Here is a 13,957-nt window from a genome sequence, read left to right on the forward strand (position 1 = left end):
GGCGGTGTCTCCCGATCAGGCGGCGGTGTGCCTGGCGTGTTGTTTTTGCGCGTAGGCCACGGCGGCTTCACGGACCCAGGCGCCGTTTTCAATGGCCTGGCGGCGTTTGGCGACCCGTTCCTGGTTGCACGGGCCGTTGCCCTTGAGCACTTCATAGAACTCCTGCCACTGGATTTCGCCGAAGTCATAGTGACCACGTTCGGCGTTCCACTTCAGGTCCGGGTCGGGGGCTGTGCAGCCGAGCAGTTGCAGTTGCGGCACGGTCTGGTCGACGAAGCGCTGGCGCAACTCGTCGTTGCTCTGGCGCTTGATTTTCCAGGCCATGGACTGGGCGCTGTTGGGCGAGTCGGCGTCGCTTGGGCCGAACATCATCAGCGCTGGCCACCACAGGCGGTTGATGGCGTCCTGGACCATGTCTTTCTGGGCCTGGGTGCCTTCTTTCATCATGGTCAGCAGCAGTTGATAGCCCTGGCGCTGGTGGAAGCTTTCTTCCTTGCAGATGCGCACCATGGCCCGTGAGTAGGGACCGTAGGAGGTGCGTTGCAGGACGACCTGATTGACGATGGCAGCGCCGTCGACCAGCCAGCCCACTGCGCCCATGTCGGCCCAGCTCAAGGTGGGGTAGTTGAAAATGCTGGAGTACTTGGCCTGGCCGTTGTGCAGTTTGGCGATTTCTTCGTCGCGGTCGGCGCCGAGGGTTTCCATAGCGCTGTAGAGGTACAGGCCGTGGCCGGCTTCGTCCTGGATCTTGGCCATCAGTTGCAGCTTGCGCTTGAGGGTCGGGGCGCGGGTTAGCCAGTTGCCTTCGGGCAGCATGCCGACGATTTCCGAATGCGCGTGTTGGGATATTTGCCGGATCAGGGTCTGCCGGTAGGCATCGGGCATCCAGTTCTTTGGCTCGATCTTGATCTCGGCGTCGATTTTTTCCTGAAACGCCCGTTCCTCGGGCGACATGTCTTGCAGTGCCTTGATGCGCTTGACGCCGGTCTCGACCAGTTGTGCGTACATGCTGCGTCTCCCGCGTGTGGTGGGTAGGTGGTTTGGGCCCTTGAGACAGTTTTAAGTGATACACAAAAAAATATCAAACAGAAATTTATGTTTTGTATTTTGGTTTCGTATCGCTTTATAGGGTTGGTATCAGGTTGCGTATGTTGTTTATGGGCTTTTATGCAGGTTTTTTGGGGTGATTTTCGAGTGCTTGGTTGGTGATAAGTGATACAGGAAAAATTTAATTGTCGTTTTTAAGGTTTTTTATGGATGGGCAGCATTGGCTGCGGCGGTGGTGGTTTTTAGTCACCTTTGCGCGTTTACAGCGGGTCACAGCCCGAAACAAACACAAGTGCGGCGCAGCCCCTTGCGTAAAGCGAAAGGTCTTCCCGGCTAAAGCCAGTCACAGATTAATGCCGATCAGTTAAGGTCCAGTCGGTCAATGTGGGAGGCATCTTTGCTGGCGACAGGGCCAGTAAAACCAACACATCAGCTACTGGTTCGCCGCTGAAGTCGCCAGCAGACCGGGGCGTCGGCCGGCTCCTCCCGGATGATCGGCATTAGTTCGGCAGATTGCCCTGCGCATGAGGGCTCACGCGCTGGGCCGCTTGTCAAACACATGACAAGCCTTGCCCTCAGACCGCTTGAGGGTATGAAACGGCTGGATCAGCACCCGTGAACTGATCCCGATATGGGTCTTGATCCGGCGCCCCAGCTCGTCGGCGACCTGTTGCTGCTGCGGGGCCGCCAGCCCTTGCAGGTCATGCTTGAGCTCAACATGCACATCGACGCTGTCCAGGTTGCCGTTACGATGCAGATGCAGCTCATAGACCTGGGCCAACTGGCCGATCTTGAGAATCTGCTCTTCGATCTGCGTCGGAAACACATTCACCCCGCGAATGATCAACATATCGTCACTGCGCCCTGTGATCTTGTCGATGCGCCGCATTGGCCGCGCTGTGCCCGGCAGCAACCGGGTCAGGTCGCGGGTGCGGTAGCGGACCATCGGCAGCGCTTCCTTGGACAGTGAGGTGAACACCAGTTCGCCCATTTCGCCGTCGGGCAACACCGCACCGGTCGCCGGGTCGATGATTTCCGGGTAGAAATGATCTTCCCAGACCGTCGGGCCGTCCTTGGTTTCGGCGCACTCCATGGCGACGCCCGGCCCCATGATCTCCGACAGGCCGTAGATATCCAGGGCGGTGATGCCCAGACGCTGTTCCATGGCGCGGCGCAGCTCGGCGGTCCACGGCTCGGCACCGAAAATCCCCAGGCGCAGTTTCAGTTGATGCGGGTCGATGCCCTGGCGTTCGAACTCATCGGCCAGGTTCAGCATGTAGGACGGCGTGACCATGATGATGTCGGGCTGGAAGTCCTGAATCAGTTGCACCTGCTTTTCGGTCTGCCCGCCCGACATCGGGATCACCGTGCAGCCCAGCCGCTCAGCGCCGTAGTGCGCGCCCAGTCCGCCGGTAAACAAACCGTACCCATAAGCGACATGCACTTTGTCGCCACGGCGGCCGCCTGCCGCACGAATCGAGCGGGCCACCACGTTGGCCCAAGTGTCGATATCGTTCTGGGTGTAGCCGACCACGGTCGGCTTGCCGGTGGTGCCACTGGAGGCATGCAGGCGCACCACCTCGCTCTGTGGCACGGCAAACATGCCGAAGGGGTAGTTGTCGCGCAGGTCGCTCTTGGCGGTAAACGGAAACTGGCTGAGGTCTTCCAGAGTACCCAAGTCATCAGGGTGCACGCCACGTTCGTCAAAGCGCTGGCGGTACAGCGGCACATTGTCGTAGGCGTGCTTGAGACTCCAGCGCAGGCGGTCGAGCTGGTGCTGGCGCAACTGGTCGATGCTGGCGGTCTCGAGCGGGTCGAGCAAGGCGCTAGCGGGGCTATTGGCGGCGATCATGTTCATGGTTCACTCGGTTATTTTTATGTTTGAGTGCTGATGAGGAGAAGACTCCTCGCCTGGGTGGCCAATGGTGTTTATCGGTATCAGAGTCTTTCGATAATCAGCGCGATGCCCTGGCCGACGCCGATGCACAGGGTGCACAGCGCGTAGCGGCCCTGGCGGTTTTCCAGTTCATACAAGGCCGTGGTGACCAGTCGTGCACCGCTCATGCCCAATGGATGCCCCAGGGCAATAGCGCCGCCGTTGGGGTTGACCCGCGGGTCGTCGTCGGCCAGCCCCAGTTCGCGCAGCACGGCCAGGCTCTGGGCGGCGAAGGCTTCGTTGAGTTCGATGATGTCCATGTCGGCCAGGCTCAGGCCGGTCAGTTCCAGCACCTTGCGGGTTGCAGGGACAGGGCCGACGCCCATTATCCGGGGGGCGACGCCTGCCGTGGCCATTCCTGCCACCCGCCCACGGGCCTTCAGGCCATGGCGGCGCGCCGCTGCCGGGCTGGCCAGCAACAGGGCGCAGGCGCCGTCGTTGACCCCTGAGGCATTGCCGGCGGTGATGCTGCCACCTTCGCGGAACGGGGTGCCGAGCCTGCTCAGTTGCTCCAGGCTGGTATCGGCGCGGGGATGCTCGTCCTGTTCAATGAGCCTGGCCGGGCCTTTGCGCTGGCTGATTGCAACTGGGGTGATTTCCTGTGCCAGGCGGCCATTGGCTTGCGCCGCAGCGGCCTTGTGCTGGCTGCGCAGGGCGAAGGCATCCTGGTCGGCGCGGGAGATATTGAATTGTGCTGCGACGTTCTCGGCGGTTTCCGGCATCGAATCGATACCGAACTGCGCCTTCAGCAGCGGATTGACGAAGCGCCAGCCAATGGTGGTGTCGAACAGCTCGGCAGCGCGGCCGAAGGCTTGCTCGGACTTGCCCATTACAAAGGGGGCGCGGGACATTGACTCGACGCCGCCGGCGATCAGTAGACCGGCTTCACCGGCACGAATCGCCCGAGCTGCACTGCCCACCGCATCCAGGCCCGAGCCACACAGGCGGTTGAGGGTGGTGCCCGCTACGCTGACCGGCAGGCCGGCAAGCAGTGCCGACATGCGCGCGACATTACGGTTGTCTTCACCGGCCTGATTGGCGCAGCCGTAGAACACGTCGTCGATCTGGCTGAAGTCCAGGTGTGGATGGCGCTGGATCAAGGCGCGAATCGGCACGGCGCCCAGATCGTCGGCGCGCACGCTGGCCAGCGCGCCGGCGTAGCGGCCAATGGGGGTGCGGATCGCGTCGATGATCAGCGCTTGAGGGTTCTGGGTATCACTCATCAGGAGTCTCCAGGTCGAGCAGGGTGCCGCGCACCTTGTAGGATTTGCCATGAAACAGGGCAATCAGCTGCCCGTGCTGGTTTTCGATACGCACGTCGTAGTTGCCGGTGCGGCCGCTGCGGCTCTGTTCACTGGCGCTGGCGGTGAGCAGGTCGTCGAGCTGCGCAGGCGCCACATAGTCGATGCTGCAGCCAATCGCTACGGTGACCGCGTTGTAGGTATTGCAGGCAAAGGCGAAGGCCGAGTCGGCCAGGGCAAACAGATGACCGCCATGGCAGGTGCCGACGCCCTGCAGCATGTCGGCACGTACCCGCATGCTCAGTTTTGCGCTGCCGGGGCCGACACTCAGCAGGTGCATGCCCATGGCCTGGCTGGCGGCGTCGCGTTCGTACAAGGTGCTGGCGCAGCGCTGCGCCAGTTGTTGCGGGTCAAGTGTCATGCAGGTGCCTCCCTTCGGTGGCGCGGCGGCGCAACAGCAGTGACGGGCGATAGCGTGGCTCAGCATAGGCGGCTTGCAGGTTGTCGAGGGTCGTCAGCAGCCGTTGCGGGCCGATGGCATCGGCCCAGGCCAGTGGTCCAAGCGGGTAGTTGACGCCAGCGCACATGGCCAAGTCGATGTCCGCTGCGCTGGCCACCCCGTGCAGCAGGGCATCAGCCGCCTCGTTGGCCAGCATCGCTACAGTACGCAGCACTGCCAGCGCCGGGGTGTCGCTGAGCAGGCTGACCTTGAACCCGGCACGCTGCAGCAGCGCCACGACCTGCTGGCAGGCCAGTACCGAGGTGTCGGCAGCGCAACTGATGGCGATGCGTGCGGCGCGGCGGTAATCCAGTGCCAGGTCGAACAGCAGCAGATTGTCGATGCCTTGTGCCTGGGCGCGCTGGCTGGCCAGCCGTCCGTCACTGAGCGCCAGCGTGGCCGTTCCGACCCGGATCACTCCGCTGCCGGCGCGTTGGGTGACCTGCACGCCGGCCTGTTGCAGGCGCGTAATCAGCGGCGCGGCAATGCCCAGATCGCCCTCCACTGCGCAGCTGTCAATGTGCAGCGGGCTGCTGATTTCCTGCGGCTGGGGGCGCTCTGCCGTCTCGCTGTAGTCATAGAAGCCGCGACCGCTTTTGCGTCCCAGATGGCCGGCATCGACCAGCTCCTTCTGGACCAGTGAAGGCTGGAAGCGCATGTCGCCGTGGTAAGCGTCGAACACCGAGCAGGTCACCGCGTAATTGACATCATGGCCGATCAGGTCGGTCAGCTCGAAGGCGCCCATGCGAAAGCCACCGGCATCGCGCAGCAGCGCGTCGAGGGTGGCGCAGTCGGCGGCGCCTTCCTGGAGCAGGCGCAGGCTTTCGGCATAAAACGGGCGTGCTACCCGGTTGACGATAAAGCCGGGTGTCGAGCGGGTGTGCACAGGCTGTTTGCCCCAGGCGTCGGCGGTGTCATACAGGCGCGCTGCCAGTTGCGGGTCGCTGGCCAGGCCCGAGACAATTTCGACCAGCGCCATGAGCGGTGCCGGATTGAAAAAGTGCATGCCGAGTATCCGCTGAGGATGCTTGAGGCCGGCCGCCAGCCGGGTGAGCGACAATGACGACGTGTTGCTGGCCAGGATGCAGTGGGCGCTGCAGATGCTTTCCAGTTGCTCGAACAGCTGGCGCTTGAGGTCGAGGTTTTCCACGATCGCTTCGATCACCAGCGCGGCGTCGGCCAGCGCTTGGAGGCTGTCTGCCGGTTGCAGGCGCGCGGCAATCACGCGGCGCTGCGAGGCATCCAGTTGGCCTTTGTCGACCAGCCGCGCCAGTTGCCGGTCAATCCCGCTGATGGCCTGGGCGGCGGCGCCCTGGTGGGTATCGAATAGCCAGACGCGATGACCGGCCTGCGCGGCCACTTGGGCAATCCCTGCGCCCATGGCGCCGGCGCCAATCACCGCGACGATGCTGCTGGTGTCCAGTGCGGTCATTGTTCAGCGTCCTTTGAAAGTCGCAGTGCGTTTGTTGATGAATGCCGATACGCCTTCGCGGTAATCCTCGCTGCGTCCGGCCAGGCGTTGCAGGTCGCGCTCCAGTTCCAGTTGCGCATCAAGGCTGTTGTGCGCACTGGCGTTGAGCGCGCGTTTGATCAGGGCCAGGCCGTAGGTGGGCTGGGTCGCCAGATGCCGGGCCAGCTTGAGGGCTTCGTCGCGCAGATCGGCATCGTCGTGTACCTGATAAATCAGCCCCCATTGCTCGGCCTGCTCGGCGCTCAGTTTGTTGCCAAGCAGGGCCAGTGCCTTGGCCCTTGCCATGCCCACCAGGCGCGGCAGGTGCCAGGTGCCACCGGAGTCGGGCACCAGGCCGATTTTGCAAAACGCCTGGATAAAGCTTGCCGAGCGGGCGGCCAGCACCAGGTCGCAAGCCAGCGGGATATTCGCCCCGGCACCGGCGGCCACGCCGTTGACCGCGCAGATCACCGGTAATGGCAGGTCGCGCAGACTGCGGATCAGCGGGTTATAGAATGTGTCGATGGACTCGCCCAGATCCGGCATCGCGCTGCCCGGTGCGACATTGCGGTCAGACAGGTCCTGGCCGGCACAAAAGCCCCGGCCTTCACCGGTGAGCAGCAGCACCCGTGCTGTGCTGCTTTGGCGAACCTGTTTGAGTGCTTCGCGCACTTGCAGATGCATGGCGGCATTGAAGCTATTGAGTTGCTCGGGGCGGTTGAGACTAAGGAAGGCAACGCCGTCCTCGATGGAAAACAGGATGTGCTCAAAGTCCATGGCTGGAGCTCTCTGTGCAGGACGAAGGATTACCGGCCGGTGAACGCCGGAGCGCGTTTTGCCTGAAAAGCCTGAATGCCTTCGTTGCGGTCGGCGGTGCCGGCCAGCAAGGTGAAGGCATGGCGTTCGAAGCGCAGGCCGCTGGCCAGGTCAAGGTCCTGGGCCTTGAGCACGGCCTCCCTGGCCAGGCGGACCGCCAGCGGCGCTTTGCTGGCGATGACGCGGGCGATCTCCAGGGCCCGGTCAACGGTGAACTCCGGCTGGGTGAGCTCGCTGACCAGCCCGGCGCGCCGGGCGTGACGGGCATCGATCGGCAGGCCGGTAAGCACCATCTGCATCGCCAGTGACTTGCCCACCGCGTGCAGCAGGCGTTGGGTGCCGCCGGCGCCGGGCATGATGCCAAGGTTGATTTCCGGTTGCCCGAAACGGGCATCTTCACCGGCGATGATCACGTCGGCATGCATCGCCAGTTCACAGCCAGCGCCGAGGCAGAAGCCGTTGACGGCGGCGATCAGCGGTTTGCTAAAGGCGCCGATGCGTTGCCAGTGTGCCTGGCGTGGGTCGTCAAGGATGCCGACCATGTCGCGCTCTGCCATTTCGTGGATATCGGCGCCAGCGGCAAACGCTTTGCGGCTGCCGGTGATGACCACCGCCCGGATGTCAGGGTCTGCCGCTGCCACCTCAAGCGCCTCGGCCAGGTCACCCAGCAGCGCGGTGTTCAGGGCGTTCAGCGCCTCGGGCCGGTGCAGGGTCAGCAGCCGCACACCGGTCATCGGCGTGGTCATGACAAGGGTCTGAGGCATGGGGCAGTCCTCCGGCAGCAAGGGCGGTGTGAGCACCGCTGATTATTGGAAAGGCGCGCTCTGTGAGGCGGGCTGAAATGAGTATAGGCATAACGCGATACGGAAAAACAGATTTGTGTATTTGTTTTTGTGTCTAGTGTGTTTGTTTTTATCCGGTTTTTTTTAGTAAAAGCATTATTTATCAGGCGTTTGTATTAGTTTTTTCCTGTATTTTTCAGATCTTTATACGATACGTTTATCAATAATTTTCATTGATTTAAGGGTTGTTTTTATAGGAAGGTGGTGTGTCTGCAGCCCACCTGCCGGGCGTTCCCGGCCAGAGGATTACCCATGACCTGCTACAGCCTTGATGGCCTGACTCCGGTGGTTCATCCCACCGCTTATGTGCATCCTTCTGCGGTATTGATTGGTGATGTGATCATTGGCCCTGGCTGCTATGTCGGGCCGCTGGCCAGCCTGCGCGGCGATTTCGGGCGCATCGTGCTGGAGGAGGGCGCCAACCTGCAGGACACCTGCGTCATGCATGGTTTCCCTGACAGCGACACGGTGGTGGGGCGCAACGGCCATATCGGCCACGGCGCCGTGCTGCACGGTTGCCGTATCGGCGCGGATGTTCTGGTGGGTATCAATGCCGTGGTAATGGATGCAGCCCAAATCGGTGCGCGGTCGTTTGTCGCCGCCGCCAGCCTGGTCAAGGCGAATTTCAGTTGCGCCGAGCAATCGCTGGTGATGGGCTCTCCGGCCAGCGTCAAACGCCTGCTCAGTGATGACGAGGTTGCCTGGAAACAGGCCGGTACCCGTGAGTATCAGGCGCTTGCCCGGCGCTGCCAGCACAGTCTGGTGGCGTGTGAACCGTTGCTGGAGGCCGAGCCAGACCGGCCCCGTATCAGTGCCAGTGCCCATCGGCCCAAGGCTGCCGGTTGATGGGCAGACTCGCGGCGATCGGTGGCGGGCGGTATATTCGGCATCCTTTTCGTTGTCCGGTAAGCCCATGTCGTCCCTTGCCCCGCTGAATCACCTTATCCAGCGCTTCCAGGAGCGCACCCCGATCCGCGCCAGTTCGTTGATCATCACCCTGTACGGCGATGCCATCGAACCTCATGGCGGCACGGTCTGGCTGGGCAGCCTGATCCAGTTGCTGGAGCCGGTGGGGATCAATGAGCGGCTGATCCGCACCTCGATCTTTCGCCTGAGCAAAGAGGGCTGGCTGAGCGCCGAAAAAGTCGGGCGCCGCAGCTATTACAGCCTAACCGGCACCGGGCGGCGGCGCTTCGAGCAAGCCTTCAAACGGGTGTACAGCGCCAGCGTCCCGGCCTGGGACGGTGTCTGGTGCCTGGTGATGCTGTCGCAATTGAGCGCCGATAAACGCAAACAGGTGCGTGAAGAGCTGGAGTGGCAGGGCTTTGCCGCTATCTCTACGACGGTGCTGGCCAGCCCGCGCTGTGACAAGGCGGAGCTCAATGCCAGCCTGCAAGCGCTCGATGCATTGGACGACAGTATCGTGTTCGAGACCAAGGCGCAGGATGTGCTGGCGTCCAGAGCGCTGCGCATGCAGGTGCGCGAGAGCTGGAATATTGACGAACTGGGCCGCCATTACAGTGAGTTCATCCAGCTGTTCCGGCCGTTGTGGCAGGCGCTGCGCGAGCAAGACAACCTCAGCGGCGCAGACTGCTTCCTGGCCCGGACCCTGTTGGTCCATGAATACCGTCGCCTGCTGCTGCGCGACCCGCAGTTGCCCGACCAGTTGCTGCCCGGCGACTGGGAAGGCCGCGCGGCGCGTCAGTTGTGCCGCAATATCTACCGGCTGGTCTGCGGCAAGGCCGAAGAATGGCTGGCCGGTGTACTGGAAACCGCCGACGGCCCGTTGCCGGATGTGGGAGAAAATTTCTGGCAGCGCTTTGGCGGCTTGCGCTGAGCCAACGATATTGTTGAAACGCTCTGATTCGGTATTGGCTGCGCATCAACGCCTTGCAAACGAGTGGATTGTCTTTGCCAGCGCACGCTTTTTCTCGTAGCGTGCTGCTGTCGTCCTGCCTGTCGCCAGAGCGGCACCTTACATCGGGACTTCACGCCTTGACCGACCACCCAATCCAGAGCCTGCGCAACCGGCTGCAGAGCCTCGAAGACGAAAATGCCCGCCTGCGCCAGCAGATGGCGATCCTTGACCAGCAAGCCCAAAGCGCCCTGGCCCAGTCCCGAGAGCGCTATCGCTTTCTGTTCGACTCGATGGACGAGGGCTTTTGCATCATCGAGTTCTTCGACGGCCCGCACGGCCCGCTCAGCGACTACATCCACATTGAGGCCAACGCGGCCTACGCCTTTCACGCCGGGATCAGCAATGTGGTCGGCCAGAAAGTGCGCGAGATGGTCGGTGCCGAAGCCGATGGCTGGGTGCAGTTGTACGGTGAAGTGCTGCGCACCGGCGAGCCGATCCGCTTCGAGCGCGAACTGGTCGCCACCGGGCGCTACCTGGCATTGGCGGCGTTTCGTATCGAACCGGCCAGTTGCCGGCAGGTTGCCGTGCTATTTCAGGACATCACCGCCCGCAGACGTGCCGAGCTGGCCCTGCAGCAGTTGAACGAGACCCTGGAAAGCCGCGTGCGTGATGCGGTGGCCGAGCGCAATGTGCTGGCCGATGTGGTCAATGGCACTGACGCGCGCATCCATGTGATTGATCGGAACTATCGCTGGCTGGCAATCAACGCGGTGGCGGTCTGGGAGTTTGAGCGGCTGTACGGCGTCAAACCCCAGGTTGGCGAGAGTATTCTTGACGCGCTGCAGGGCCAGCCTGAGGTGCGCGAAAAGGTGCGCAAGCTCTGGGGCCGGGTGCTGGCGGGCGAGGAATTCATTGAGATCACCCACTTCGGTGAACCACACCGTCACTATGAAATTCGCTACAGCTCCTTGCGCGACGCTGACGGGCAACCGGTGGGCGCCTACCTGTTTGCCTATGACATCAGTGAGCGACTGCGCGAGCAGGAGCGTTTGAAGCAGGCCGAGGAAGCGCTGCGCCAGTCACAGAAAATGGAAGCGGTCGGTCAGTTGACCGGCGGCATCGCGCATGACTTCAACAACCTGCTGACCGGTATCAACGGCGCGCTGGAACTGTTGCGTACGCGCCTGACCCAGGGGCGCTATAACGATATTGATCGCTATGCGGCCACTGCCCAGGACGCCGCTCGCCGTGCGGCCTCGCTGACTCACCGTTTACTGGCTTTTTCCAGGCGCCAGACGCTGGACCCCAAAGCGGTGGACGTAAATCGTCTGGTCAGCAGCATGGAAGAGCTGGTGCGGCGTTCGGTCGGGCCGCACATTGCCGTGGAAGTGGTGACCGCCATCGGTCTGTGGTCGACGTTCATTGATGCACCGCAGCTGGAAAATGCCTTGCTCAATCTGTGTCTCAACGCCCGGGATGCGATGCCGAACGGCGGCCGGATTACCATTGAGACGGCCAATAAGTGGATCGATGAGCGCGAATCGAGGGTTCGTGACCTGTCGCCTGGGCAGTACTTGTCGTTATGTGTGACCGACACCGGGACCGGCATGACTCCAGAGATCATCTCGCGGGCCTTCGACCCGTTTTTCACCACCAAGCCGCTGGGGCAGGGCACTGGGCTGGGGCTGTCGATGGTCTATGGCTTTGTCCGCCAGTCGGGCGGCCAGGTGCGGATTTATTCCGAGCCCGGTCAGGGCACGACCATGTGCCTGTACTTGCCGCGTCACTATCAGGATGAGGTGGCGGATGAGCCTGACGAGCAGGCCAGTGAGGTCGCTCAGGCACCGTCGCTGCGCACGGTGATGATCGTTGACGATGAACCGACCATTCGCATGCTGGTCAGCGAAGTGCTCGAAGACCGCGGCTACGCGGTGATCGAGGCGCCGGAAGGCGCCAGCGCATTGCGGTTACTGGAAAGTGATATCCGGGTCGATCTGCTGGTTACCGATGTCGGCTTGCCGGGCGGCATGAATGGCCGGCAGTTGGCCGATGCGGCACGCTCGCTGCGCCCGCAGCTGAGCGTGCTGTTCATCACCGGTTATGCGGAAAACGCCATTATCGGCAATGGCCACCTCGACCCCGGCATGTGGATCATGACCAAACCCTTCACCATGGAGGCCTTCGCGGCGCGTATTTTCGACATGCTGGAGCGCGAGGGTTAAGTCACGGTAGCATTCCCGATGGAAAGTAAGCTTTACATCTGGCAGTCTCTGAGGCAGGGTGTAAAGCGTGCTTTACATTGACGAGGTTTTTTCATGAGTCCCTACTTGCGCGAGTTTGGCCTGGCCATGGGCTGCTATATGCTGGTTTTGCTGATTTCTCTGCTGATGTTGACCGTCGATGGCCTGGGCGCTGCGACCCGCATCGCCATCAGTGTCGCACCGGTATTGCCTTGCCTGTTGGTGTGTTGGGCAGTGGTCCGGCAACTGCGGCGGATGGATGAGCTGCAACTGCGCATTCAGTTCGAGGCACTGGGTTTTGCTTTTGCGGCCAGCGCATTACTGACCTTCAGCTACGGTTTTCTGGAAAACGTCGGCCTGCCAAAGCTGTCACTGTTTGTGGTCTGGCCACTGATGGCGGCGATGTGGATGCTGGGCCTGTTGATCGCTTCGCGGCGCTACCGGTGAACAATCGGCTCAAGGTGCTGCGCGCCGAGCGGCGCTGGTCTCAGGAGGATCTGGCCAGCCGCCTGGGCGTATCGCGGCAGACCGTCAACGCCATCGAGAATGGCCGCTACGACCCCAGCCTGCCCCTGGCGTTCCAGATATCGCGGGTATTTGGCCTGCCCATCGAGGCGATTTTCCAAGATCAGGACGCTGTGCCGACCAACTGAGCTAACCCGCCTGCCCAGGCCGGCTGGCCGGCTGGGTGGCCTGGGTCCGTGGTGTGGGGGTGCGCAGCAGCGCCTGGAGGGCTTCGCTGTAGGCCTGACGGCCCAGGCGCATGCTGTTGTTGTGGCTGCCGCCGGGCACCAGCAAGAGTTTTTTCGGCTCTACGGCGGCGGCATAGAGTTGCTCACTGAAGCGCGGCGGCACGTAGCGGTCGTCCGTGCCGTGGACGATCAGCACCGGCATGTGGATGTCAGCGATCTTGTCTTGCGAGTCGAACTTCTGCGACAGCAGCCAGCGCACCGGCAGTGAGGTATAGCTGCTGGCGATCGCGGTAGCGACGTCGGCAAGGTTGGTGAAGGTCGACTCGATGACCAGTGCCCGAGCTTGTGGCAGATCTTCCTGGCCCAGTTCTGCGGCCAGGTCCACGGCCACCGCGCCACCGAGCGAGTGGCCGTAGATCAGGCGGCGGTCAGGGTCCGGTTGCAGCAGTTTGAGCCGCTGCCAGGCAATGCGTGCGTCTTCATATACGCTTTTCTCCGATGGCAGCTCGCCTTTGCTCTGGCCGAAACCGCGGTAGTCGATGGCCAATACCGAGAAGCCCAAGGCACGCAGTTGCTCGATACGGAACAACTGACCGGTCAGGTTCCAGCGCGAGCCATGCAGGTAAAGCACGGCCGGGGCATCCTTGCGCGGCGCGGGCCACCACCAGGCGTGAATGTTTTGTGCAGGACCGAAGTCGGGGGCCTTGAGTTCCAGTTCCTGAACCCCGGCTGGCAGGCCGCCGTACCAACTGGCGGTGCCCGGTTCGATACGAAACACCAGTTCGCGCTCTTTGCGTTCGAGCAGGGTGCAACCTACGGGCAGGCCGATGATGATCAGGGTCATCAACACCCAGGTCAGGCGACGAAGTCCGCGACGGGCAGGCAAGTCTGAAGGCATGTTGAATCCCGTAACCAAAATGACATAGATGCCGTTTATAGGGTGGCATTGCACGATAGTGCAGGAAAGATCGGTTACAGAATATTGCTTATTGCCCAGTACGCCCCGCTGTCAGGCAATCAATGGGCGGTGCAGGTGGCAGCTCCCGGTCTTGTTATCGACCGGTTAGCCGACAGACAGATGCGCGCAGGTGGCCAGAGGGTGCTGTACTGACAGGTGCGCAGGCAGAGCGAAAGTGGTCCGCACGCGGGCTTGGCTGATTGCCACCCGACGGGGTTGTGAAAGGCCTGGCACGCTCACTCAGGCCGGTTGAGCGTTCGGCGCATGCTAAGCGGGCAGTGATTTCGAGCGGCCATAAAGCTGCTCAGTGATAAGGCACAATGCAACTGCGCACCCGACCGTTGGCACAATGCGCTATGGTGCACCCTCCAGTTTCTT

General features: G+C 62.2%; 13 protein-coding genes. 5 read left to right on the plus strand and 8 right to left on the minus strand.

Features of this window, described 5'->3' with window-relative positions:
- Positions 1-15: 15 nt before the first annotated feature.
- From paaA to paaF, 7 genes are all read right to left on the minus strand, one after another.
- Positions 16-1,008: a 1,2-phenylacetyl-CoA epoxidase subunit PaaA gene (paaA, locus tag PSCI_RS17920; protein WP_045489661.1), complete on the minus strand. Its 993-nt coding sequence runs from the start codon at positions 1,006-1,008 to the stop codon at positions 16-18.
- Between the two features lie 571 nt (positions 1,009-1,579).
- Positions 1,580-2,905: a phenylacetate--CoA ligase PaaK gene (paaK, locus tag PSCI_RS17925; RefSeq protein ID WP_045489664.1), complete on the minus strand. Its 1,326-nt coding sequence runs from the start codon at positions 2,903-2,905 to the stop codon at positions 1,580-1,582.
- Positions 2,906-2,985: 80 nt separating this feature from the next.
- Entirely contained in the window at positions 2,986-4,206 is a 1,221-nt protein-coding gene (pcaF, locus tag PSCI_RS17930) for a 3-oxoadipyl-CoA thiolase (protein WP_045489666.1), read from the minus strand.
- Positions 4,199-4,645, minus strand: coding sequence for a hydroxyphenylacetyl-CoA thioesterase PaaI (paaI, locus tag PSCI_RS17935; RefSeq protein ID WP_045489669.1), 447 nt, complete (start codon positions 4,643-4,645; stop codon positions 4,199-4,201). Before paaI ends, pcaF begins: the two co-directional genes overlap by 8 nt.
- The gene (paaH, locus tag PSCI_RS17940; protein WP_045489671.1) at positions 4,635-6,155 is read right to left on the minus strand and encodes a 3-hydroxyacyl-CoA dehydrogenase PaaH; all 1,521 of its coding nucleotides are present in this window, start codon (positions 6,153-6,155) and stop codon (positions 4,635-4,637) included. Before paaH ends, paaI begins: the two co-directional genes overlap by 11 nt.
- A 3-nt stretch (positions 6,156-6,158) precedes the next feature.
- Positions 6,159-6,950: a 2-(1,2-epoxy-1,2-dihydrophenyl)acetyl-CoA isomerase PaaG gene (gene paaG, locus PSCI_RS17945; RefSeq protein ID WP_045489674.1), complete on the minus strand. Its 792-nt coding sequence runs from the start codon at positions 6,948-6,950 to the stop codon at positions 6,159-6,161.
- A gap of 29 nt (positions 6,951-6,979) precedes the next feature.
- On the minus strand, positions 6,980-7,753 hold the full coding sequence (paaF, locus tag PSCI_RS17950) for a 2,3-dehydroadipyl-CoA hydratase PaaF (protein ID WP_045489677.1): 774 nt from the start codon (positions 7,751-7,753) through the stop codon (positions 6,980-6,982).
- Between the two features lie 330 nt (positions 7,754-8,083).
- Between paaF and paaY the strand changes: the two genes are divergently transcribed.
- The 5 genes from paaY to PSCI_RS17975 all read left to right on the plus strand — a co-directional run bounded on the left by paaY (position 8,084) and on the right by PSCI_RS17975 (position 12,582).
- Entirely contained in the window at positions 8,084-8,677 is a 594-nt protein-coding gene (gene paaY, locus PSCI_RS17955; RefSeq protein WP_045489679.1) for a phenylacetic acid degradation protein PaaY, read from the plus strand.
- Positions 8,678-8,744: 67 nt separating this feature from the next.
- A complete protein-coding gene (gene paaX, locus PSCI_RS17960) occupies positions 8,745-9,668 on the plus strand; it encodes a phenylacetic acid degradation operon negative regulatory protein PaaX (RefSeq protein WP_045489681.1) in 924 nt (307 codons plus the stop codon).
- A gap of 311 nt (positions 9,669-9,979) precedes the next feature.
- On the plus strand, positions 9,980-11,911 hold the full coding sequence (locus PSCI_RS17965) for a PAS domain-containing protein (protein ID WP_144403389.1): 1,932 nt from the start codon (positions 9,980-9,982) through the stop codon (positions 11,909-11,911).
- 93 nt (positions 11,912-12,004) lie between these two features.
- Positions 12,005-12,376: a hypothetical protein gene (locus PSCI_RS17970; RefSeq protein WP_045489685.1), complete on the plus strand. Its 372-nt coding sequence runs from the start codon at positions 12,005-12,007 to the stop codon at positions 12,374-12,376.
- Positions 12,373-12,582, plus strand: a complete 210-nt coding sequence (locus PSCI_RS17975) for a helix-turn-helix transcriptional regulator (protein ID WP_045489688.1) — start codon at positions 12,373-12,375, stop codon at positions 12,580-12,582. Before PSCI_RS17970 ends, PSCI_RS17975 begins: the two co-directional genes overlap by 4 nt.
- Position 12,583: 1 nt before the next feature.
- On the opposite strand, the gene PSCI_RS17980 is transcribed toward PSCI_RS17975, so the two are convergent.
- Complete coding sequence (locus PSCI_RS17980; RefSeq protein ID WP_045489691.1) at positions 12,584-13,519, minus strand: alpha/beta hydrolase; 936 nt, start codon at positions 13,517-13,519, stop codon at positions 12,584-12,586.
- Positions 13,520-13,957: the final 438 nt, after the last annotated feature.

Source organism: Pseudomonas sp. StFLB209 (genome assembly GCF_000829415.1).
GTDB lineage: Bacteria > Pseudomonadota > Gammaproteobacteria > Pseudomonadales > Pseudomonadaceae > Aquipseudomonas.

What these genes read in the sequence shown, in the direction of transcription:
- paaA (WP_045489661.1), bottom strand. Translation starts at nt 1,008, where the DNA reads ATGTACGCACAACTGGTCGAGACCGGCGTCAAGCGCATCAAGGCACTG.
- paaK (WP_045489664.1), bottom strand. Translation starts at nt 2,905, where the DNA reads ATGAACATGATCGCCGCCAATAGCCCCGCTAGCGCCTTGCTCGACCCG.
- pcaF (WP_045489666.1), bottom strand. Translation starts at nt 4,206, where the DNA reads ATGAGTGATACCCAGAACCCTCAAGCGCTGATCATCGACGCGATCCGC.
- paaI (WP_045489669.1), bottom strand. Translation starts at nt 4,645, where the DNA reads ATGACACTTGACCCGCAACAACTGGCGCAGCGCTGCGCCAGCACCTTG.
- paaH (WP_045489671.1), bottom strand. Translation starts at nt 6,155, where the DNA reads ATGACCGCACTGGACACCAGCAGCATCGTCGCGGTGATTGGCGCCGGC.
- paaG (WP_045489674.1), bottom strand. Translation starts at nt 6,950, where the DNA reads ATGGACTTTGAGCACATCCTGTTTTCCATCGAGGACGGCGTTGCCTTC.
- paaF (WP_045489677.1), bottom strand. Translation starts at nt 7,753, where the DNA reads ATGCCTCAGACCCTTGTCATGACCACGCCGATGACCGGTGTGCGGCTG.
- paaY (WP_045489679.1), top strand. Translation starts at nt 8,084, where the DNA reads ATGACCTGCTACAGCCTTGATGGCCTGACTCCGGTGGTTCATCCCACC.
- paaX (WP_045489681.1), top strand. Translation starts at nt 8,745, where the DNA reads ATGTCGTCCCTTGCCCCGCTGAATCACCTTATCCAGCGCTTCCAGGAG.
- PSCI_RS17965 (WP_144403389.1), top strand. Translation starts at nt 9,980, where the DNA reads ATGGACGAGGGCTTTTGCATCATCGAGTTCTTCGACGGCCCGCACGGC.
- PSCI_RS17970 (WP_045489685.1), top strand. Translation starts at nt 12,005, where the DNA reads ATGAGTCCCTACTTGCGCGAGTTTGGCCTGGCCATGGGCTGCTATATG.
- PSCI_RS17980 (WP_045489691.1), bottom strand. Translation starts at nt 13,519, where the DNA reads ATGCCTTCAGACTTGCCTGCCCGTCGCGGACTTCGTCGCCTGACCTGG.